A 20,333-nucleotide genomic window follows, 5' to 3' on the forward strand; every position below is an offset into this window, starting at 1 on the left:
GGAACGCGGGCTAGTCGGGCTCGTAGGGCTTGCGTCTCGTCGAGGTCGAGTGCCTGGTGGCGGCGGCCGTGACGCGCGTCCTGGCCGGGCGGGCGGCCGGCGCCGGGGCGGGACGGGGCTTGGCCTGCACGTGCTCCGCGGGCTTGGCAGGGGCGGGCTTGGCAGGGACCGTCACCCGTTCGCGAGCGGGAGCGCCGTCCCGAGCCGGAGCCGCTTCACGCTCGGTGGTTGGTGCGTTCCAGGGCAGGGCGAGGCGGCGGTGGGTGCCGCGGCGGCGGCCGGTGATGCGGAGGGACAGGACGACGGTCATGAGCACCATCGCGGTCAGCAGCGCGGGCGGCGTGCCCAGGACGTCCAAGGGCGATCCCCGCCCGGTCTCCACGCGCGGCGCCGGCACGAAGGGCCGCTCGGTCGAGCGGATCTCCCCGAGTTTGTCGGCACTGGCCTTGACCAGGCGCGGAATCCCGTAGCCGACGACCTTGTCCGTCTCCCGCGTCTTGCGCTTGAGCCAGATCCGGTCCACGTTCGCCTCGATCGTGTGGATCTTCTTGCCGCTGACTTTCTCCACGATCCCCACGTGGTCGATGCCCTTGTAGCTTTTGCCGCCCTTCCAGTCGAAGAAGACGAGCGCACCCGGCTCGGGCTTCTGCGTCCATGCCCCCTGTTTCATGAACCAGGCGGCATGAGAGGGCGTCCAGGCGAACTCGCCCACATATTGGCTGAGGTCGGCCTTGTCCGCGGCCCAGGCGATGAACATGTCGCACCAGGGCCCGTTGCGGTACTGGGTGTCTTGGACGCGATCCGCATACCACTGGCCGAACTTGGTGAACTGGCCGTTCTTCTCCTTGTAACCGAGTTCCTGCCGCACCGTCTTCAGCAGCTCGTCCGCGATCGGGTCCAGGGTGACTCCTCCCAGAAAACCGATAAATCACGATGGACTGTAGTAGCGCCATCGGGAAATTGCGCGAATCACTCGGAAAGTGTCGTGCTATTAACCAATATTTCGGTTTTGTGACTGGTGAGGCAGGTGAGACTGGTGAGCACTCCCGTTAGGCGCCGGCCCCCACGCGATAGACGGCCGCCTCGCCCGAGCCTGGCGCGACCACGTCGGCCACGATCACGGTCACGTTGTCCGGCGAGCCGCCCTCGTTGGCCAGATCGATCAACCGCTGGACGGCCGCGCCCGGGTCTGCCACCGTGGTCAGGACCTCGTGCAGAACCTCGGGACCGAGTACGGTCGTGAGGCCGTCGGAGCAGAGGAGGTAGCGGTCATCAGGCTCGGCTTCGCGCAGCGCCATGTCAGGCTCCGCCCTGCCCTCGCTGCCCAGCACCCGCAGCACCATCGAACGCCGGGGATGCACGGCGGCCTGGTCCTCGGTTATCCGTCCTTCGTCCACCATCGACTGCACAAGTGTGTGATCCTTGGTCATCTGGTAGAGCGCACCATCGCGAAGCAGATATCCGCGGGAGTCACCGAGATGAGCCAGGGCGAACCGGTAGCCGTCCCACAGCATGGCGGTCACCGTGGTCCCCATCCCCCTGCGCGCGGGGTCGATGTCGGCCAGCTCGACCAGCCTGCGTGCCGCCTCGTGCACGGCGCCCTCCAGGGCCGCCTCGAGGTCCGAGCCCGTCTCGGGAAGCGTGGCATCCAGCTCGCGCATGACGGCGATCGCCGCCGAGCTCGCCAGCTCGCCGGCCGCGTGTCCACCCATCCCGTCGGCCACCACGAGCAGCCGGCCACTCGCATAGCCGGAATCCTCGTTCTGCTCCCTGCGGCGGCCCACGTCTGATCCGGCGGCATAGCGGATGTTGTGCTTCATACCCAGCAGTAAATCATTGGTTGAAAGACTTCACAAGCAGATGCGCTGAAGACTCTTGTGAACTACTCTGGGCACCATGAGCCACGACCCGACCGTCAACGCCGGGGACATCGCCCGGCTCGCCGGTGTCGGGCGTGCCGCGGTGAGCAACTGGCGCCGTCGCCACGACGACTTCCCCGATCCCATCGGCGGCACGGCCAACCAGCCGCTCTTCTCGCTCCGGCAGGTCGAGTCCTGGCTACGTCGCTATGGGAAGTCCTACCAGGTCTCGCTGGGAGATCGGGTGTGGCAACGCCTGAAAGCCGCGGGCGATTTGCGCCTGGGCGAGCTGGTGGCCCAGGCCGGCGCCCTGCTGACCCGCCCGGCCACCCCGGGTGAGCCGAGTCCCGAATCGCCCGTGAAGGGCGGGTTGGAGCCGGAGCTGGCGGAGCTCCTGCTGGAGCTGGCCGAGCAGCTCGGCGCGCTGACCGCGTACGAGTTCCTCTGTGAGCGCTATCTCGAAGCGCACTCGCGGCAGCTCTCCGTGACCCGCGAGGACGTGGCGGGGCTCATGGTCAGCCTGGTACGGCCAAGCGGCTCGACGATCCTCGACCCGGCCTGCGGCGTCGGCACGCTGCTCCTCGCCCCCACCCACGACCAGCACGCCCAGGCGGAGCCGGGGGCGGCCAGGATGCTCGGGCAGGAGCTCAGCGAGACCTCGGCGGCCATCACCGCCTCCCGGCTCCGGCTGCGCGGCATCGAGGCCGAGGTCGTGGCCGGCGACTCGATGCGCGACGACGGGTTCGCCGGCGAGCGGGCCGACGCCGTGGTGTGCGACCCGCCGTTCAACGAGCGGGCCTGGGGCTACGAGGAGCTGACCGGCGACCCGCGCTGGGAGTACGGCCTGCCGCCGCGCGGCGAGCCGGAGCTGGCCTGGGTGCAGCACTGCCTCACCCACGTCAAGCCGCGCGGCCTGGTCGCCATCCTCATGCCCCCGGCCGCCGCCAGCCGCAAGGCGGGCCGCCGCATCCGGGCCAACCTGCTGCGCGCGGGCGCCCTGCGGGCCGTCATCGCGCTGCCGGGGTCGGACCTCTGGCTGCTGCGCCGGCCGGCGGCGGGCGAGCGGCCGCCGTCCGAGGTGCTGATCCTCGACGCCACGGCCGACCTGGCGAGCGTCGAGCCGGCCTGGGAGGCGTACCTGGAGGACCGTTCCGACCAGACCGTACGCATCATCGACCTGCTGGCCGACGAGGTCGACATGACCCCGGCCCGCCACCAGCGGCGCGACGACGTCGGCAAGGCGTACGCCGAGGCCCGCGACCGCTTCATGGCCGCCGCCTCGGCCCCGCCCGACCTGAAGGTCCTGGAGCAGCCGCTCGACCAGCCCGCGACCACGCTGGGCGACCTGATCAAGGAAGGTCTGGTGGCCACGTCGCAGGCTCCGCCCAAGATGGCCGCGGACGGCGGCGAGGTGCCCGTGCTGACCTCCGACGACGTGCTCAACGGCACGCCGCCGTCCGGCTCCACCACCATGCAGCAGGGCCTGATCGCGATCCGCCCGGGTGACGTGGTGGCCTCCTACTCCAGCGTTCGCGTGATGGCCGACGGCGGCGCGGTGCTGGGGCCCCATCTGACGCTCTACCGGGTGGACGCGCGCCGGCTCGACCCCGACTTCCTGGCGGGCTTCCTACGGGCCGCCGGCGGCCGGGCGACCACCGGCTCCAGCAGGTTCGACGTGCGCCGCACCCGGCTGCCGCGCCTGTCGCTGAAGGAGCAGAAGGCGTACGGCGACGCCTTCCGGCAGCTCGCCGTGCTCGAAGACGCCATCCGCGAGACCTCGACGCTGGGGCAGGCGCTGATCAGGCTGGGCCTCGACGGCCTCGCCGACGGCCACCTGCATCCCCCGGTCCATGGCCTCAACCCGTGAGCCGACGGCACTCCGTCGCGTGACGGTGTAGTTTTTTCCCGGAAGGCTGCGGGGAGGGGCGAATGGTCATCGGCGACCGCTATGTGCTCGACGACCTCCCTCTCGGGCAAGGCGGCATGGGTGCCGTCTACGCGGGCCACGACCGCCACCTGGACCGCCGGGTGGCGGTGAAGCTGCTCAGGCTGCCCAGCGGGCACGATCACGAGCTGGAGCGCAGGTTCATCCGCGAGGCCCGCATCCTGGCCCGGCTCGAGCATCCGGGCGCGCCGGTGCTCTACGACTTCGGCACCCACGAGCAGCGGCTCTACCAGGTGATGCAGTTCATCGAGGGCGTCACGGTGGCCGACGTTGTCAGCGAGCACGGCCCGCTGCCCGTCTGCTGGGCCGCCGCGATCGCGGCCCAGGCGTGTGCCGTGCTGTCGGCGGCCCACGCCCTGGCGATCTGCCACCGCGACCTCAAGCCCACGAACCTCATGCTCTGCCCCGACGGCAGCGTGAAGGTGCTCGACTTCGGGCTGGCCATGCTCCGGGACGCCGAGGTCACCACGTTCACGAGGATCGGGCAGATCCTGGGCACGCCGGCGTACATGGCTCCCGAGCAGATCAAGCACGGCGTCGCCGAGCCGCGCAGCGACCTCTACTCGCTCGGCTGCGTGCTGCACGAGATGCTGACCGGGCAGCAGCTGTTCACCGGGCCCACCGACTACATGGTCTTCGAGAAGCAGGTCAAGGAGCGCCCGCCGGCCATCCCCGGGCTGCCCCCCGAGCTGGACGCGCTGCTGTCGCAGCTGCTGGAGAAGCTGCCGGACGACCGGCCCGCCGACGCGAACGAGCTGTACGAGCGGCTCGACCCGTTCGCCGTCGAGCTGCCCGTGCTGCCCGGCTTCCTCACCGAGGCCCCGAGCCCCGGCCGCATGTACGCCCGCATGGCCGGCCGCGCGCTCAACGCGTGAACGCGCTCTCTCGCTAAGCCGGATCGTTATTTAGCCCCCGTTGACAGGCCGGTGTTATCGCCGCGAATCTCTTGAGAGAGCGCTCTCTCACATACCTCGCAAGCACCGACCAAGGAGGGTTCCATGACCCCTCGCGTCCGGCGATTCGCCATGCCCTTGATCACCGCGTCCCTGCTCGCCCTGGCGACGGCCTGCGGCGGCGGAGGCGGCGGCGGGAGCACCGCCACGGAGAGCGCCAAGCCGGGAGAGAAGATCAAGCTCACCGTCGGCCTCTTCGGCGACTTCGGCTTCAAACCACTCTACGAGGAGTACAAGAAGACCCACCCCGACATCGAGATCGTCGAGAACGTCACGCAGTTCAACGACCACCACAGCAACCTCGTCAAGCGGCTGGCCACGAACGCCGGCACGGGCGACATCGAGGCGGTCGAGGTCGGCTACATCAGCACGTTCACCGCCCAGCCGGGCAAGTTCGTCGATCTCAAGCAGTACGGGCTGGACAAGCGGCAGCCCGACTACCTCGACTGGAAGTGGCAGCAGGGCCTGAGCAAGGACGGCACGCAGGTGCTCGGCCTCGGCACCGACGTGGGCGGCCTGGCCATGTGCTACCGCAAGGACCTGTTCAAGAAGGCCGGGCTGCCGACCGACCGGACCGAGGTGGCCGCCCTCTGGCCGACGTGGGAGCAGTACATCGCGACCGGCAAGAAGTTCGGCGCGGCGAACGTGGCGGGCGCCAAGTTCGTGGACTCTCCCGGCGAGATCTTCCGCGCGATGGTCAACCAGGCGCCCACCGGCCTGTACGACGCTCAGGACAACATCATCGTGGCCTCGAACCCCGACGTGAAGAAGGCCTGGGACCTGTCCAACCAGCTCACCCAGGAGGGCCTGACCGCCAAGCTGGCGGCCTTCACGCCGCCGTGGAACACCGGCTTCGCCAAGGGCTCGTTCGCCACGATCATCTGCCCGGCCTGGATGACCGGCTTCATCCAGGAGCAGGCCAAGGACTCGGCCGGCAAGTGGGACATCGCGACCGTGCCCGGCGGCTCCGGCAACAGCGGCGGCTCCCACCTCATGGCGCCCAAGCAGAGCAAGCACCCGAAGGAGGCGGCCGAGCTGATCGACTTCCTGACCTCCAAGGACAACCAGGCCAAGGTGTTCAAGGAGGAGGGGACGTTCCCGTCGATCCCGGCCCTCTACGACGACCCGTCGATCCAGAACTTCACCAAGCCGTTCTTCGGCGACGCCCCCATCGGCAAGATCTACTCCGACGCCGCCAAGGCGCTCAAGCCGCAGCACCTCGGCCCCAAGGAGGCCGACGTGCGCACGGCCGTCGGCAACGGCCTCGGCCGCGTGGAGCAGGGCAAGCAGTCGCCCGACGAGGCGTGGGCCCAGGTGCTCGAGGACGTCAAGAAGATCAAATGAGCTCCCTTCCCCTCGCGGTCTCGCGACGGCGTAGGCGCAGCGTGCGGCACACCCTCGACCTGAGGGTGTCGCCGTACGCCTACGTGGCGCCGTTCTTCCTGCTCTTCTGCGCCTTCGGGCTGTTCCCGCTGGTCTACACGGCCTGGGTGAGCCTGCACGAGTGGTCGCTGCTGTCGGAGACCCAGACGTTCATCGGGCTGGACAACTACTCGACGCTGCTCAGTGACGGGTACTTCTGGAACGCCACGTTCAACACCCTGTCCATCGGCGTGCTCTCGACCGTGCCGCAGCTCATGCTGGCCATCTGGCTGGCACACCTGCTCAACCGGCGGCTGCGGTTCCAGACGCTGTTCCGGGTCGCGCTGCTGCTGCCGAACGTCACGAGCGTGGTGGCCGTCGTGGTCATCTTCAGCCAGCTCTTCGGCCGGGACTTCGGGCTGATCAACTGGGTGCTCTCGTGGTTCGGCGTCGGCAGCATCGACTGGGCGGCCGGCACCGCGACCTCGCACCTCGCGCTCTCCGTGATGATCATGTGGCGTTGGACCGGCTACAACGCGCTGATCTTCCTGGCCGCCATGCAGGCCGTGCCGCGCGAGCTGTACGAGGCCGCCACCATCGACGGCGCCAGCGGCTTCACCCAGCTCCGCAGGATCACGATCCCGATGATCAGGCCGACGATCGTCTTCGTGATCATCGTCTCGACGATCGGCGCCATGCAGATCATCGCCGAGCCCCTGCTCTTCGGGCAGAGCAGCGGCGGCGGGGGCGGCATCGCCACCGGCGGGCCCGACCGGCAGTTCCAGACCCTGGCGCTGTTCGTCTACGAGCAGGGCTTCGCGAACTCGACGTTCGACTTCGGCTACGCCTCGGCCGCGTCCTGGCTGATGTTCCTGGCCGTGGTGATCGTCGCGCTGGTCAACTTCCTGATCACCCGCCGGGTGAGAGGGGGCCTGATATGAGGCTGCGTTATCTCACCCTGACCGCGGTGGCCTTCTTCTCGGCCTTCCCGCTCTACTACAGCGTCGTGGTGGCCTCCCGGCACAACTCGGCGCTGGGCCAGGTGCCGCCGCCGCTGATCCCCGGCGGCAACTTCTTCGCCAACGTCTCCCGGGTCTTCGACACCGTCCCCTTCGGGCTCGCGCTGCTCAACTCCGTCATCGTGGCGGGGTCGATCTCGATCGCGGTGATGTTCTTCTCGACGCTGGCCGGGTTCGCCTTCGCCAAGCTGAAGTTCAGGGGCAGGAACGTCATGCTCGTGATCACCGTGGCCACCATGATGGTCCCGGCGCAGCTCGGCATCATCCCGCTCTACATGCTCATGGTGAAGCTGGAGTGGACCGGCACCACCTACGCGCTGATCGTCCCGGCGCTGGTCAACGCGTTCGGCGTGTTCTTCATGACCCAGTACCTGTCGCGAGCCCTGCCCACCGAGCTGCTGGAGGCGGGCCGGGTGGACGGGTGCTCGACGTGGGGACTGTTCTGGCACGTCGTGCTGCCCGCCGCCCGTCCGGCGGCGGCGGTGCTCGGCATGCTGACGTTCATGTCGGCCTGGAACGACTACTTCTGGCCGCTGGTCGTGCTCAACCCGGACAACCCGACGGTCCAGGTCGCGCTGTCCACGCTGGCCAGCGGGTACGTCAACGACTACGTGCTCGGGCTGGCCGGGACGGCGATCGGCACGCTCCCGCTCGTGGCCGTCTTCGCCCTGTTCGGCAGGCAAATCATCGGTGGAATCATGCAAGGAGCTGTTAAGGGATGATCTTTCCCGAGGAGTTCGTCTGGGGTGCCGCGACGGCCTCGTACCAGATCGAGGGGGCGGTCAAGGAGGACGGTCGGGGCCAGTCGATCTGGGACACCTTCTCCCACACCCCCGGGAACGTGGCGGACGGCGACACCGGCGACGTGGCCTGCGACCACTACCACCGCTACCGCGAGGACGTCGGGCTGATGCGCGAGCTGCGGCTGGGGGCCTACCGGTTCTCGGTCGCGTGGCCGCGTGTCCAGCCGGACGGCGCGGGTCCGGTCAACCCGCGCGGGCTGGCGTTCTACGACCGGCTCGTGGACGAGCTACTCGCCGCCGAAATTTCGCCTTATGTCACGCTTTATCACTGGGATCTTCCCCAAGCCCTCGAAGACCGTGGTGGGTGGACAAATCGCGATACGGCCTACCGGTTCGCCGACTACGCCCAGGCCGTCCACGACCGGCTCGGCGACCGGGTGGGCGACTGGACCACGATCAACGAGCCATGGGTGTCGGCCTTCCTCGGCTACGGCAACGGCGTGCACGCGCCGGGCCGCCGCGACCCGGCCGACGCCCTGCGCTCGGCGCACCACCTGCTGCTCGGCCACGGGCTGGCCGCGCGGCGGCTGCGCGCGGCCGGCGCCCGCAGCCTCATGCTGGTGGTCAACTCCTCCCCGGTGCTCACCCCCGCCCAGGTCAACGACCCTTCGGCGGTGGCCGGCGAGACGGACGCGGCCGTCGCGGACCGCGTCCACGCGCTGCTGACCAGGCAGTTCCTCGACCCGGCGGTGCACGGCACGTACCCGCAGGAGGTCCTGGAGGCGGCGGCGCGCAACGGCGGGACGGAGCACATCCTGGACGGCGACCTCGCGCTCATCAACGCGCCGATCGACCTGGTCGGCGTCAACTACTACAACCCGTGCGTGGTCGAGTCGGGCCCGGGGCTGCCGGCCGACGCGGCGTGGCCGGGCTCGGAGGACGTCAGGTTCGCGGCGGCGGACGCGCCGACGACCGCGATGGGCTGGCCGATCGTGCCGGACGGCCTGTCCCGGCTCCTCGTACGGCTCTCGCAGGACTATCCGCAGGTCGGCCTCATGGTCACGGAGAACGGCGCGGCCTTCGACGACGTCGTGGCGGACGGCCGGGTGCACGACGACGAGCGGGTGGCGTACCTGGAAGGTCACCTGCGCGAGGTGCACCGGGCCATCGGGGCGGGCGCGGACCTGCGCGGATATCTGGTCTGGTCGCTGCTCGACAACTTCGAGTGGGCCGAGGGCTACCGGCGCCGGTTCGGCATCGTGCACGTCGACTACGCGACCCAGGCCCGGATCCTCAAGGACAGCGCTCTCTGGTACAGAGACGTCATCACCAGGAACGGCCTGTAGATTTTTTCCGTGCTCTCCCACTTGGTGCAGTCATGAGACGCCCGACCCTCGAGGCGGTCGCCGCCCGGGCGGGGGTCTCCCGCGCCACCGCCTCCCGGGTCGTCAACGGCCAGACGACGGTGGCGCCCCATATCCGCGACGCCGTGCAGCGCGCGATCGACGAGCTGGGCTACGTGCCCAACTCGGCCGCGCGCAGCCTGGTCACCCAGCGCACCGACTCGATCGCCCTGGTCGTCAGCGAGCCGGGCACCCGGGTCTTCTCCGAGGACCCGATGTTCTCCACGGCGATCAGGTCGGCGTCCGTGGCGCTCGAAGCGGTGAACAAGCAGGTCGTGCTCATGCTGGCCTCCTCCGCCAAGAGCCACGCCCGGGTGGAGCGTTACATCGCGGGCGGGCACGTCGACGGGGTCATGCTGATCTCCATGCACGGCGCCGACCCGCTGCCGGCCGCGCTGTCGCGCCTGCGCGTCCCCGTGGTCTCCTACGGGCGGCCCGCCGTTCCCGTGGACATCCCGTACGTCGACAACGACAACGTCGGCGGAGCGGAGATCGGGGTCCGGCACCTGGTGGAGACGGGACGGCGCAGGATCGCCACGATCGCCGGCCCGCAGGACATGATCGGCGGCCAGGACCGCCTGGCCGGCTACCGCAACGTGCTGCGCGACTCCGACCTCAGGTCGATCGTGGCGATCGGCGACTTCACCCGGGAGTCGGGCGCGGTCGCGATGCGGCAGCTCCTGCGCGACGACCCCGACCTGGACGCCGTCTTCGTGGCCAACGACCTGATGGCCGTCGGCGCCCTGCAGTCACTCCGCCAGTCCGGGCGCCGGGTGCCCGACGACGTGGCCGTGGTGGGCTTCGACGACATCGAGGCGGCGAAATACACCGAACCGCCGCTGACGACGCTCAGGCACCCGGTGGCCGAGCAGGCGGCGGCCATGGTCGGGCTCCTGCTCGGGCTGTTCGAGGGCGGACCGGCCGAGCCGGTGATCATGCCCACGGAGCTGGTGATCAGGGAGTCCGCCTAGATGATCCCCGCCGTGGCCGCCGCCGTCTCCCTGGCCGAGGAGCACGGCATCCGGGTGGCGGATCCGGTGGTCCTCAACGACTCGTTCAACCTCCGGGTCCACCTGCGCCCGGCGCCGATCGTCGCGCGGGTGCCGACGGTGACCGCGCTGGGGCGGGCGCGGCCCGCCGACGCGTTGCGGCGGGAGCTGGACGTCGTGTCCTACCTGCACGGGCAGGGCGTGCCGGTCGTGCCGCCGAGCGACCTGCTGCCTGCCGGGCCGCATCTGCGTGACGGGGTCGCGGTCTCCTTCTGGAAGCACGTCGAGCACGACCCCGGCCATCGGATGGGCCCGGAGACGGCCGGGCGGGCGCTTGCCGAGCTGCACGAGGCGCTGCGGGGCTTTCCCGGCGAGCTGCCCTATCTCGGGCCGGTGCTCGACGAGCCGCTGCGGCTGCTGGAGCTGCTCGACGGGGAGGTCCCGCCCGGCGTGCTGGCCCGGCTGCGGGACGCGCACGCGGGCCTGGCCGAACGGCTGGCGGGCCGCACGGCGCAGGCCGTCCACGGCGACGCGCATCCCGGCAACCTTCTCGCCACCCCCGCCGGGCTGCTCTGGAACGACTTCGAGGAGAGCATGGCCGCGCCCGTCGAGTGGGACCTGGCCTGCCTGCTGCGCACGCAGCGGCTCGACGGCCGGGCGGCCGTCCGGGCCTATGGGCACGATCCCGACGATCCCGAGCTGCGGGAGTTCCTGGCGGCGCGGGCGCTGCAGGGGACGCTGTGGATGCTCCTCAGGGGGCTGCGGCTGCCCGCCGGGGCCGCCGACGCCCGCGCGACGCTGGAGGCGTGGCTCCGGGACCCCAGCGGCGCCACCCGCTAGACCGGGATCACGCCGCCGCGCGGGCCGAGGAAGTAGCCGCCGGTGACGTCCAGGACGTGACCGGTGATCCACCGGGACTCCTCGCTCGCGAGCAGCGCCACGGCGTCCGCGATGTCCTGCGGGCGGCCGATGCGGCCCAGCGCGGTCACCTCGGTGACCGCGCGCTCGGCGGTGCCGTCGTCCGCGCGGAGCCAGGCGTTCATGTCCGTCTCCGTGACGCCCGGGGAGACGGTGTTCACGGTGATGTTCCGGTCGCCGAGGAGGGGCGCCAGGCTGAAGCCCAGCGTGTCCAGTGCTCCCTTGGTCATCGAGTAGACGAGGTCCGGGAGGGCGATGCGGACGACGGCCGAGGAGATGTTGATGATCCGGCCGCCGTCGTTGAGGAGCGGGAGGGCCCGTTCGATGATGAAGTACGGCGCCCGCACGTTCACCGCGAAGACCCGGTCGAACTGCTCCTCGCTCACCGTGCCCAGCACCCCGGCGAGGATGGCGGCGTTGTTGACCAGGATGTCCAGCCGCTCCCCCCGGATGCCCTCGAACAACGCGTCCACGCCGTCCTCGAACGCCGCCTTCACCGCGTACGCCTGCCCGCCCGCGCCCTCGATCGCGGCCACCGTCTCCTTGGCCAGGTCGTCGTTGCTGGCGTAGTGGACGATCACCCGGGCCCCGTCGGCGGCCAGGCGCTCGGCGATGGCCCGCCCGATCCCGCGTGAAGCTCCGGTTACCAATGCCGTCTTTCCCGACAAATCTCTCATGCGCTCCATCGTGGGTCTCGGCTCCCTCGCCCGTCCAAGACCGGCTGTTATAGCTTTTTGCTATGGATGCCCATATTCGGGATCTCAGGTATTTCGTGGCGGTCGCCGAAGAGCTGAGCTTCACCCGGGCGGCGGCCGAGCGGCTCTTCATCTCGCAGCCCTCGCTGAGCAGGCAGATCAGGCAGCTGGAGCTGTCGATGCGGGCCAAGCTATTCGAGCGCGACCGCCGTACCGTGGCGTTGACGGCGGCGGGGGCGGCGCTGCTGCCCGAGGCCAGGCGGATCATCGAGCAGTGGGAGGGCGCGCAGCGGGCGGTGGTGGCGGCGCGCGAGGAGCGGACGCTGGTCGTCGGGTTCCAGACGCGGATCGGGCGCGGGCTCGTGCCGTCCATCTCCTCCGCGCTGCCCGGCTGGGACCTGCGCTTCCGGCAGGTGCCGTGGAGCGACCCCACCGTGGGGCTGGGCGACGGCCAGGTCGACGTGGCCGTCGCGTGGCTGCCCATGCCGGGCCACGACTACGACTGGACGGTGGTCAGCACGGAGGAGCGCTGGGTGGCGCTGCCCGCCGCCCATCCGCTGGCCGCCCGCCCCGAGGTCACGCTCGCCGACCTGGCCGGGGAGGCGTTCGTGGCGATGCCGGTCTCCGCCGGGCCCATGCGGGCCTTCTGGCTGGCCGACGACCAACGATCGGCGCCCGCCGTGGTGGGGGCGGAGGCGGAGACGGCCGAGGAGGCGCTCGAGCTGGTCGCGGCGGGGCGGGCCGTGGTGCTGGTCTCGGCCGGGAACGCCGAGCTCTACCGGCGCGACGACGTGGTCAGCAGGCCCGTGGCGGGGCTGCCGCCGAGCAGGCTGGCCGTCGTCTGGCGGCGTGACGACCGGCGGCAGGCCGTGCGGACGCTGGTGGACGTGTTCGTCACGTGCATGTGCGTCACCTGATCGTCTTTTGTTGACACCGTATACCTCGCTGTTTACGGTGTATACATGATGCTCAGAGTGGCCGCTCCGCTTTTATCCGCGGTGCTTTTCTATTTCGGTACGGGTTTCGCGCCGATCCCCGCGCTGACCTGGCTCGCGCCGCTGCCGATGCTGCTGCTGGCGTCACGGGCGAGCGGCAGGGCGACGTTCACCCTCGCGTTCCTGGCCTTCCTGGCCGGAATGACGAACCAGCTCGACTTCTTCCTGCGCACCCCGTCGGTGCCGCGGCCCATCGGGATCGGCATCATCGTCGGCTGCTCGCTGCTGTTCGGGCTGGTGGTCTGGCTCTTCAGGGCGCTCGCCCGGCGCGGTCTGACCATGCTCGCCGCCACCGCGCCGCCCGCCGTGTGGGTGGCGTTCATGTACCTGACCGTGCTGGCCAACCCGACGGGCATCATCTGGCCGCTCGCCACGTCCGTGGCCGACGTGCCGGTGGTGACCCAGATCGCCTCGGTGACCGGCGCCTGGGGCGTGGAGTACGTGGTGCTGCTGGCGCCGACCACGTTGGCGGCGATGCTGTGGCCGGGGGTGGCCGCGGCGGCGTGGCTGCGTACCGGCGTGCTCGGGGCGGCGGCGTGCCTGCTCGTGCTCGTCTTCGGGGCCGTGCGGCTGGCCGGCGCGGACTCTACCGCCTGGCGGCAGGTGGCGGTGCTGTCGGCCACCCGCTACCAGTGGGCGCCCGACGCGGCGAGCCCGGCGGGCAAGGCCCTGGTCGGCGAGTACGTCAAGGAGATCGCCGAGCTACCCTCGGGGACCAGCACGGTGGTGCTCCCCGAGGGCACGCTGGGCACGGACGAGGCGAGCCTGGGCCCGGCGCTCGCGCCGCTGCGCGAGATCGCCCGCGATCGGAACATCGACGTGGTGATCGGGGTCGTCCACACGACCCCGGAGATCAAGTACAACTACTCGGTGGACCTCCCGGCAGGCGGACTCGCGCCGGTCTACTACGCGAAGTGGCACTTCGCGCCCGGGGAGCCGTTCCGGCGCGGGGACCAGCTCGTCTTCGCGCGTGACCACGTCGGGCTGGCCAACTGCATGGACCTCAACTTCCCCGCGCCGATCCGCGACTACGCCCGCGCCGGGGCGCGGCTGATGGCGGTGCCGGCCGCCGACGAGTTCGGCAACGGCTGGCAGCACAGCCGGATGGGACTGCTGCGCGGCGTGGAGACCGGACTCTCGGTGGCCTGGGCGGCGCAGTGGGGCACGCCGATGATCTCGGATCCCTGGGGCCGGGTGCTGGCCGAGCGGGACACCGAGGGCACGCGGCAGCCGTTCGTCACGGCCTTCGCCGACGTGCCCTCGGGCCCGGGCCCCACCGTGTACGCCCGGTTCGGCGACTGGTTCGCGTGGCTGTGCCTCGCGCTGGCCGCCGCCGGGCTGGTGGCGCTGCGGTCAGTCCCGCGTGAGCCAGGCCGTGGTGTCGGCGGGCAGGGCGCCGTCCTCCAGGGCGCCGCTGGCCAGGAGGAGCCGGCCCGCGGGTAGCGGCACCGGGTCGGGGCCCAGGTTGGTGACGCTCGTCAGGCCCGAGTCCCTGGTGAAGGCCAGGACCTCGCCGCCTGTCGGGAGCCAGGTCAACGTGCCGTCCCCCAGCAGGTCGCGGCGCAGGCCCAGGGCCGTCCGGTAGAGGTTGTGCATCGAGCCCAGGTCCGTGCGCTGGGCCTCGGCGGTCAGCTTGCGCCAGCCCTCCGGCTGCGGCAGCCACGGCGTTCCCGCGCCGAACCCGAACGGGGGCTCCTCGCCCGACCACGGCAGGGGGATGCGGCAGCCGTCCCGGCCCGGGTTCGTGCCGCCCGACCTGGCGTACATCGGGTCCTGGCGGAGCTCGTCCGCGAGATCCTCGACCTCGGGGAGGCCCAGCTCCTCGCCCTGGTAGACGTACACGGAGCCGGGGAGCGCCATGGCCAGCAGGGCCGCCGCCCTGGCCCGCCGGTAGCCCAGCTCCAGGTCGGAGGGGGTGCCGTGGAGGCGGCCCCCGTGCGCGAACGTGGTGTCGGCGCGGCCGTACCGGGTGACCGGGCGCGTCACGTCGTGGTTCGACAGCACCCACGTCGGCGGGGCGCCGATGGGGGTGTGGGTGGCGAGGGTCAGGTCGATGACCCTGCGCAGCTCGGCCGGGTCCCACGGGCAGGACAGGAAGTCGAAGTTGAAGGCCGTGTGGAGCTCGTCGGGCCGCAGGTAGCGTGCGAAACGCTCCTGGTCGGGGAGCCAGACCTCCCCGATCAGGATGCGCTCGCCGTACTCGTCGGCCACCTCGCGCCACCGACGGTAGACGTCGTGGACCTCGTCGAGGTCTTCGTACTTCGTGTCCGACTTGATCAGCAGGGCGGCGGAGTCGATGCGCACGCCGTCCACGCCGCGGTCGAACCAGAACCGCAGCACGTCCTCGAACTCCTGGTGGACCTCGGGATTGGTCCAGTTGAAGTCCGGCTGCTCCGGGGCGAACAGGTGCAGGTACCACTGGCCGTCGGGGACCTGGGTCCATGCCGCGCCGCCGAAGATGGACTGCCAGTCGTTCAGCGGCTCGTCGGCGAACCAGAAGCGGTCCCGCGCCGCGGGGTTCTCCAGCGCCTCCTTGAACCAGGCGCTCTCCGTGGAGCTGTGGTTCGGCACCACGTCGATGATGACCTTGATGTCGAGCTCGTGCGCCTCCTCGATGAACCGCTCGGCCTCGGACAGCGTGCCGAAGACCGGCTCGATGTCGCGATAGTCGGCCACGTCGTAGCCCCCGTCGGCCATCGGCGACGGGTACCACGGGTTCAGCCAGATGGCGTCGATCCCGAGATCCTTCAGGTACGGCAGGCGGGAGCGCAGGCCGGCCAGATCGCCGATCCCGTCACCGTTCCCGTCGGCGAAACTACGCAGGTAGACCTGGTAGATCGCGGCCCCCCGCCACCACGTTTGCGACATGCGCTTATCCCTTGATGCTTCCGGCGGTGAGCCCCGCCATGATGTGTCGTTGGAAGACGAAGAAGACGATGATCATGGGGATACTGGCGATGACCAGGCCGCCCATGATCTGGTTCTGGGTCACCGCGCCCGCCGTCTGCGACAGGCCCACGCTGATCGTCATCTTCTCGCTGTCGGTCATGACCAGCAGCGGCAGGACGAAGTCCTTGAACGCGGTGACGATCGTGAAGATGGAGACCACGCCCAGGATCGGCCTGGAGACCGGCAGCACGACCGACCACAGCACCCGCAGCGGGCCCGCGCCGTCGATCTGCGCCGCCTCGATCAGCTCCCGCGGGATCGAGTCGAAGAACCGCTTGAGCAGGAAGATGTTGAAGCCGTTCGCCGCCGCCGGGAACCACAGCCCCCAGGCGTTGTTGAGCAACCCCAGGTCCACGATCGTGACGTAGAGCGGGATGAGGATGACCATGGGCGGGATCATCAGCGTGGCCAGCATCGCGCCGAGGATCACGGTGCCGAACATCGGGCGCAGCTTCGACAGCGCGTACGCCGCCGTGACGTCCACCGCCATGGAGAACAGCCACGCGCCCAGCGAGTAGTACGCGGTGTTCGCCAGCAGCGTGCCGATGTCGAACAGATCCCAGGCCTCGAAGAACGCCTCCAGCGACGGGTCGGCCGGGACGAGCGACGGCGGCATCTGGGCGATCTCCTCCGGCGTCTTCATGGCGCCGGTGATCATCCAGTAGAGCGGGAAGACGAAGGCCAGCGTGAAGACCACGATGACGGCGATCAGCACCAGCCAGTAGATCCGCCGGCCCCACCTGCTGTTGAGCTGGTGCGGCGAGACGATCGTGCGGAACTGCACCTGGATCGGTTTCGGCGGCCTTCGCCGGCGCTTCGGCCTCGCGCCGCCGGGCGGCTCGGACACCGGGGCCCGCCTGTGTTCGGTCGCCGTCATGCCCTGTCCTCACGGGTCGTCCTGAGCTGGAAGGCCGCGAAGACGAGGAGCGCGAGCATGAGCAGCATGCCGAGCGCGCCCGCCTGGCCGTAGTTCATCTGCGAGAACGCGAACTGGTACATCAGGTACGCGACGCTCACGGTCGCGTTCTCCGGGCCGCCGCCGGTCAGCATGTACGGCTCGATGAACACCTGCATGGTCGCCACGATCTGCAGCATCAACATGAGCAGCAGGATCAGCCGGGTCTGCGGGATCGTGACGTGCCTGATCCGCTTGAAGATCCCGGCCCCGTCGAGCTCGGCGGCCTCGTACAGCTCGGGCGGGATGTTCTGCAGCGCCGCCAGGTAGATCAGCGTCGCGCTGCCCATGTTCATCCAGGTCGAGACGAGGACCAGGGAGATCAGGGCGGTCGACGACGAGTCCAGCCAGGCCAGCGGCGGCAGGTGGAAGAAGTCCAGGACCTGGTTGAACAGCCCGGGCCCCGGATCGTAGAACCACCTGAACAGCAGCACCGCCACGATCGGCGGCAGCATGACCGGCAGGTAGACCACGAACCGCAGGTAGGCCCGGGCGTGGCGCAGCTCGTTGAGGACGAGCGCGACGACGAACGGCACGGCATAGCCGCACAGCAGCGCGAGCAGCGTGAACTCCACGGTGTTCAGCCAGGCCTCGCCGAAGGCCGGGTCCTGGACCGCCGCCTTGAAGTTGTCCAGCCCCACCCAGGTGGGCGGGTTGATCAGGTCGGTCTTCTGGAAGCTCAGAATGAACTCCCTGACCATCGGATACCAGGCGAACACCGTGAAACAGATCAGGGCCGCGCAGAGGAACCCGTAGGCCGTCAGGTTGCGCCGCAAGATTCCCATCAAGGTCAGCCCTTGGCCGCCAGCATGGAGTTCGCCTTGGTCTCGGCGTCCGTCAGGAGCTGGTCGACGCCGGCGTCCTTACGGCTCAGCACGCCCGACATGACCACGTCGAGGATGGCGTACAGCTCCTGCGCGTGCACCGGCTCGGCCTTCGGCGGGATCGTCGCGGCGGCCTGCACGTACGGCGCGTAGTTCGTGACCGGCAGCGAGGCGTTCTTCTCGCGGTCGGCCTGGATGGCCTTGCCCGTCGCCGAGTCGCCGTAGACGGCGTTGTCGGGCACGCCGACCGGGTTGCCGATGGCCTTACCGCGGGCGAAGTCGAAGCGGCCCTTGCCGACGGTGTTGTAGCGGAAGTCGACCCACTCCAGGCCCGCCTTGGCCTCCTCGGGGGTGGCCTTCGGGTTGATCATGAACGCTTCGCCGCCGCTCAGCGACGCCTTGGCCTCGGGGAAACCGGTGATGCCGTAGTCGGCGACGTTGCCCTTGAACTTGGTGACCACGTCGGTGACCACGTCGGGCGCGCCCAGCATCATGCCGACCTTGCCGCTGCCCATGGCCATCATGAGCGACTCCCAGCCGACCAGGAGCTTGTTGCCCATGCTGTTGTCGACCCAGCGCATGTCGTGCAGGTTCTGCAGCACGGCCTTGCCCTCGGGCGAGTTGAACGCGGCCTTCTTGTTGTCGGGGGTCAGGATGCTGCCGCCGCGGCCGTAGATGGCCTGGGTGAAGTGCCAGCCGCCGGTGTTGCCGCCGGAGTACTCGCCGTAGCCGACGTAGCCCGCGCCGAGCGCGCCGATCTTCTTGGCCGCCTCGCGGACCTCGGCCCACGTCTTGGGCGGGGTGTCGGGGTCGAGGCCGGCCTTGGTGAACAGGGAGCGGTTGTAGACCAGGCCGACGCCGTAGTGGACGTTCGGCACGCCGTACACCTTGCCGTCCTTGGTCACCATCTCCCGCACGTCGGGGCGCAGGTCGTTCCAGTTCTTGATGGTGCTGGTGTACTGCGTGATGTCGAGCGCCTGGCCCTGGCCGATGACGTCGTTGTAGTTCGTCACCGGGACCACGAAGACGGTCTCCATCTGGCCGCCGGCCAGCTTGGGGCCGAACGTCTTGGGGTCGAAGCAGGGCTGCTGGTCCGTGCTCTTGACCGTCACGCCCGGGTGCGCCTTCATGAACGTGGCCACGTCGTCGTCCCAGGCCTGGCGCTCCTTCGGCGCGGACTTGGCGGGCTGGCAGGCCACCGTGATCGTCACGGCCTTGGCGCCGCCGCCGGCGCCGGCTGACGGGGTGGCGGGGTTGCTGGAGCCGCAGGCTGTGGCTGAGAGGCCGAGCACGGACACGAGCAAGAGCCCAGTGGATCTCCGCATGGTCTGACCCTTCTGATGCGAGGTGCCCACACCATAGGATCGGGGACGGATGTTCGCAATATTTCGACTGCATATTGCAAGATAACGACTGGATTACGCCTGCGTGGCGACGCCTCTCACCCACCGCACAGGCTGAGGTCCCTTGGGGAGGAGAGGGGGCACCGGCCGAGACCCCCAGAGAGGAGGGGGAACGGGCCGGGCTCAGGTCCCTAGACCGCCGCGCGGGCGCGGGCGGTGGAGGCGCGGACCACGAGCTCGGGCTCGAACAGCAGCTCGTCCGCCGGCACCACCGCCTTGTCGATCTGCGCGACCAGCAGGTCCACGGCGGCCCGGCCCATGGCGTCGATCGGCTGGCGGACCGTGGTCAGCGGCGGGTCGGTGCAGTTCATCAGGGCCGAGTCGTCGAAGCCGATGACCGAGATGTCCCCCGGCACGGTGAGCCCGGCCCGGCGGGCCGCCCTGATCGTGCCCAGCGCGAGCAGGTCGCTGGCGCAGATCACGCCGGTCACCCCGCGCTTGACCAGCCGGGCGGCGGCCGCGTGCCCGCCCTCCAGCGAGAACATCGTGTGCTCGACCAGCCCGGGATCCCCGCCCTCCGCCTGGAACGTCTCCAGCTTGCGCCGCGACGGCATGTGGTCCTTCGGCCCGAGCACCATGCCGACCCGCTCGTGGCCGAGCGCGCGCAGGTGGGCCAGGGCCATCTCGGCGGCCACCGTGTCGTCGCACGACACCTGCGGGAAGTCGAGGTGCTGGACGGCCGCGTTCACCAGCACGGTCGGCAGCTTGCGCTCGTGCAGCAACTCGTAGTGCCCGTGCGCGGCGTCGGCCTGGGCGTAGAAGCCGCCGGCGAAGACGACGCCGCTGACCTGCTGCTGGAGCAGCAGGTCCACGTAGTCGGCCTCGGAGACACCGCCGACCGTGCGGGTGCACAGCACGGAGGTGAACCCCTGCTGGGCCAGCGCGCCGCCGACCACCTCCGCGAAGGCGGGGAAGATCGGGTTCTGCAGCTCGGGGAGCACGAGGCCGACCAGCCGGGCCCGGTCGCCGCGCAGCTGGGTGGGGCGCTCGTAGCCGAGCACGTCGAGGGCGGTCAGCACGGCCTCGCGGGTCGCGTCGGAGACCCCGGGCTTGCCGTTGAGCACCCGGCTCACCGTCGCCTCGCTGACTCCGACTTTCTTGGCCACCTCTGCGAGTCGTCGCGTCATGCGCAAACTATACGGCCTTCAGCGCAAGCGCTTGCAACGGCTTACGTCGATCCGACGTAGGGCTTTGCACCGCCCCACAGCCGTCTCCGCAGCCCGGGCGACTTCCTGACCAGCGAGGAAAGACTGCCTGCGGTGATTCTTGTCAGTCAACTGTTTGCGAAATCTCGTCGAAATATTGCGGCTATCTGCTCGAC

At 70.0% G+C, this 20,333-nt stretch carries 18 protein-coding genes; 10 read left to right on the top strand and 8 right to left on the bottom strand.

Annotation, left to right across the window (positions count from 1 at the left end; translation table 11 throughout):
- Window positions 1-10: 10 nt before the first annotated feature.
- Window positions 11-868: a CHAP domain-containing protein gene (locus ACWEPL_RS42710; protein ID WP_452439539.1), complete on the bottom strand. Its 858-nt coding sequence runs from the start codon at window positions 866-868 to the stop codon at window positions 11-13.
- A 181-nt stretch (window positions 869-1,049) separates the two neighbouring features.
- Window positions 1,050-1,820 carry a PP2C family protein-serine/threonine phosphatase gene (locus ACWEPL_RS42715; protein ID WP_363962741.1) on the bottom strand — a complete coding sequence of 257 codons (771 nt, stop codon included), beginning with the start codon at window positions 1,818-1,820 and terminating at the stop codon, window positions 1,050-1,052.
- Window positions 1,821-1,896: 76 nt separating this feature from the next.
- On the opposite strand from ACWEPL_RS42715, the gene ACWEPL_RS42720 reads away from it, so the two are divergent.
- The 8 genes from ACWEPL_RS42720 (at window position 1,897) to ACWEPL_RS42755 (ending at window position 11,113) form a co-directional block, all read left to right on the top strand.
- Window positions 1,897-3,726, top strand: a complete 1,830-nt coding sequence (locus ACWEPL_RS42720) for an HsdM family class I SAM-dependent methyltransferase (protein WP_452439540.1) — start codon at window positions 1,897-1,899, stop codon at window positions 3,724-3,726.
- Between the two features lie 62 nt (window positions 3,727-3,788).
- Window positions 3,789-4,679: a serine/threonine-protein kinase gene (locus tag ACWEPL_RS42725; RefSeq protein ID WP_350729905.1), complete on the top strand. Its 891-nt coding sequence runs from the start codon at window positions 3,789-3,791 to the stop codon at window positions 4,677-4,679.
- A gap of 123 nt (window positions 4,680-4,802) precedes the next feature.
- Complete coding sequence (locus ACWEPL_RS42730) at window positions 4,803-6,101, top strand: ABC transporter substrate-binding protein (RefSeq protein WP_452439541.1); 1,299 nt, start codon at window positions 4,803-4,805, stop codon at window positions 6,099-6,101.
- Complete coding sequence (locus ACWEPL_RS42735; protein WP_452439542.1) at window positions 6,098-7,060, top strand: carbohydrate ABC transporter permease; 963 nt, start codon at window positions 6,098-6,100, stop codon at window positions 7,058-7,060. Before ACWEPL_RS42730 ends, ACWEPL_RS42735 begins: the two co-directional genes overlap by 4 nt.
- Window positions 7,057-7,860, top strand: a complete 804-nt coding sequence (locus ACWEPL_RS42740) for a carbohydrate ABC transporter permease (RefSeq protein ID WP_350729899.1) — start codon at window positions 7,057-7,059, stop codon at window positions 7,858-7,860. Before ACWEPL_RS42735 ends, ACWEPL_RS42740 begins: the two co-directional genes overlap by 4 nt.
- A complete protein-coding gene (locus ACWEPL_RS42745) occupies window positions 7,857-9,227 on the top strand; it encodes a GH1 family beta-glucosidase (protein ID WP_452439543.1) in 1,371 nt (456 codons plus the stop codon). The genes ACWEPL_RS42740 and ACWEPL_RS42745 overlap by 4 nt, the downstream gene beginning before the upstream one ends.
- A 32-nt stretch (window positions 9,228-9,259) precedes the next feature.
- On the top strand, window positions 9,260-10,255 hold the full coding sequence (locus tag ACWEPL_RS42750; RefSeq protein WP_350729896.1) for a LacI family DNA-binding transcriptional regulator: 996 nt from the start codon (window positions 9,260-9,262) through the stop codon (window positions 10,253-10,255).
- Complete coding sequence (locus tag ACWEPL_RS42755; protein ID WP_452439544.1) at window positions 10,256-11,113, top strand: phosphotransferase; 858 nt, start codon at window positions 10,256-10,258, stop codon at window positions 11,111-11,113.
- Here the strand turns inward: ACWEPL_RS42755 and ACWEPL_RS42760 are convergent.
- Entirely contained in the window at window positions 11,110-11,868 is a 759-nt protein-coding gene (locus tag ACWEPL_RS42760; protein WP_350729892.1) for an SDR family oxidoreductase, read from the bottom strand. The genes ACWEPL_RS42755 and ACWEPL_RS42760 overlap by 4 nt on opposite strands.
- 62 nt (window positions 11,869-11,930) lie before the next feature.
- Here ACWEPL_RS42760 and ACWEPL_RS42765 point away from each other — a divergent pair, with 62 nt between their 5' ends.
- Complete coding sequence (locus ACWEPL_RS42765) at window positions 11,931-12,803, top strand: LysR family transcriptional regulator (protein WP_452439545.1); 873 nt, start codon at window positions 11,931-11,933, stop codon at window positions 12,801-12,803.
- A gap of 81 nt (window positions 12,804-12,884) precedes the next feature.
- A complete protein-coding gene (locus ACWEPL_RS42770; RefSeq protein ID WP_452439546.1) occupies window positions 12,885-14,324 on the top strand; it encodes a nitrilase-related carbon-nitrogen hydrolase in 1,440 nt (479 codons plus the stop codon).
- On the opposite strand, the gene ACWEPL_RS42775 is transcribed toward ACWEPL_RS42770, so the two are convergent.
- From ACWEPL_RS42775 to ACWEPL_RS42795, 5 genes are all read right to left on the bottom strand, one after another.
- Window positions 14,235-15,749 (bottom strand): glycoside hydrolase family 13 protein, encoded by a 1,515-nt coding sequence (locus tag ACWEPL_RS42775; RefSeq protein ID WP_452439547.1) that lies wholly within the window; start codon window positions 15,747-15,749, stop codon window positions 14,235-14,237. The genes ACWEPL_RS42770 and ACWEPL_RS42775 overlap by 90 nt on opposite strands.
- Before the next feature lie 4 nt (window positions 15,750-15,753).
- Window positions 15,754-16,707, bottom strand: coding sequence for a carbohydrate ABC transporter permease (locus ACWEPL_RS42780; RefSeq protein ID WP_452439548.1), 954 nt, complete (start codon window positions 16,705-16,707; stop codon window positions 15,754-15,756).
- Window positions 16,704-17,570 carry a carbohydrate ABC transporter permease gene (locus ACWEPL_RS42785; RefSeq protein WP_355191312.1) on the bottom strand — a complete coding sequence of 289 codons (867 nt, stop codon included), beginning with the start codon at window positions 17,568-17,570 and terminating at the stop codon, window positions 16,704-16,706. The genes ACWEPL_RS42780 and ACWEPL_RS42785 overlap by 4 nt, the downstream gene beginning before the upstream one ends.
- A gap of 5 nt (window positions 17,571-17,575) precedes the next feature.
- Window positions 17,576-18,934: an ABC transporter substrate-binding protein gene (locus ACWEPL_RS42790; protein ID WP_452439549.1), complete on the bottom strand. Its 1,359-nt coding sequence runs from the start codon at window positions 18,932-18,934 to the stop codon at window positions 17,576-17,578.
- Window positions 18,935-19,143: 209 nt separating this feature from the next.
- Complete coding sequence (locus ACWEPL_RS42795) at window positions 19,144-20,139, bottom strand: LacI family DNA-binding transcriptional regulator (RefSeq protein WP_397369785.1); 996 nt, start codon at window positions 20,137-20,139, stop codon at window positions 19,144-19,146.
- Between the last annotated feature and the right edge of the window lie 194 nt (window positions 20,140-20,333).

It is taken from the genome of Nonomuraea sp. NPDC004186, from assembly GCF_053603495.1.

Excerpts from the sequence above, each read along its gene's own strand:
- ACWEPL_RS42725 (WP_350729905.1), top strand. The coding sequence starts at position 3,789 with ATGGTCATCGGCGACCGCTATGTGCTCGACGACCTCCCTCTCGGGCAA.
- ACWEPL_RS42745 (WP_452439543.1), top strand. The coding sequence starts at position 7,857 with ATGATCTTTCCCGAGGAGTTCGTCTGGGGTGCCGCGACGGCCTCGTAC.
- ACWEPL_RS42795 (WP_397369785.1), bottom strand. The coding sequence starts at position 20,139 with ATGACGCGACGACTCGCAGAGGTGGCCAAGAAAGTCGGAGTCAGCGAG.
- ACWEPL_RS42720 (WP_452439540.1), top strand. The coding sequence starts at position 1,897 with ATGAGCCACGACCCGACCGTCAACGCCGGGGACATCGCCCGGCTCGCC.
- ACWEPL_RS42775 (WP_452439547.1), bottom strand. The coding sequence starts at position 15,749 with ATGTCGCAAACGTGGTGGCGGGGGGCCGCGATCTACCAGGTCTACCTG.
- ACWEPL_RS42735 (WP_452439542.1), top strand. The coding sequence starts at position 6,098 with ATGAGCTCCCTTCCCCTCGCGGTCTCGCGACGGCGTAGGCGCAGCGTG.
- ACWEPL_RS42755 (WP_452439544.1), top strand. The coding sequence starts at position 10,256 with ATGATCCCCGCCGTGGCCGCCGCCGTCTCCCTGGCCGAGGAGCACGGC.
- ACWEPL_RS42730 (WP_452439541.1), top strand. The coding sequence starts at position 4,803 with ATGACCCCTCGCGTCCGGCGATTCGCCATGCCCTTGATCACCGCGTCC.
- ACWEPL_RS42715 (WP_363962741.1), bottom strand. The coding sequence starts at position 1,820 with ATGAAGCACAACATCCGCTATGCCGCCGGATCAGACGTGGGCCGCCGC.
- ACWEPL_RS42785 (WP_355191312.1), bottom strand. The coding sequence starts at position 17,570 with ATGGGAATCTTGCGGCGCAACCTGACGGCCTACGGGTTCCTCTGCGCG.
- ACWEPL_RS42740 (WP_350729899.1), top strand. The coding sequence starts at position 7,057 with ATGAGGCTGCGTTATCTCACCCTGACCGCGGTGGCCTTCTTCTCGGCC.
- ACWEPL_RS42790 (WP_452439549.1), bottom strand. The coding sequence starts at position 18,934 with ATGCGGAGATCCACTGGGCTCTTGCTCGTGTCCGTGCTCGGCCTCTCA.
- ACWEPL_RS42765 (WP_452439545.1), top strand. The coding sequence starts at position 11,931 with ATGGATGCCCATATTCGGGATCTCAGGTATTTCGTGGCGGTCGCCGAA.
- ACWEPL_RS42780 (WP_452439548.1), bottom strand. The coding sequence starts at position 16,707 with ATGACGGCGACCGAACACAGGCGGGCCCCGGTGTCCGAGCCGCCCGGC.
- ACWEPL_RS42750 (WP_350729896.1), top strand. The coding sequence starts at position 9,260 with ATGAGACGCCCGACCCTCGAGGCGGTCGCCGCCCGGGCGGGGGTCTCC.
- ACWEPL_RS42760 (WP_350729892.1), bottom strand. The coding sequence starts at position 11,868 with ATGAGAGATTTGTCGGGAAAGACGGCATTGGTAACCGGAGCTTCACGC.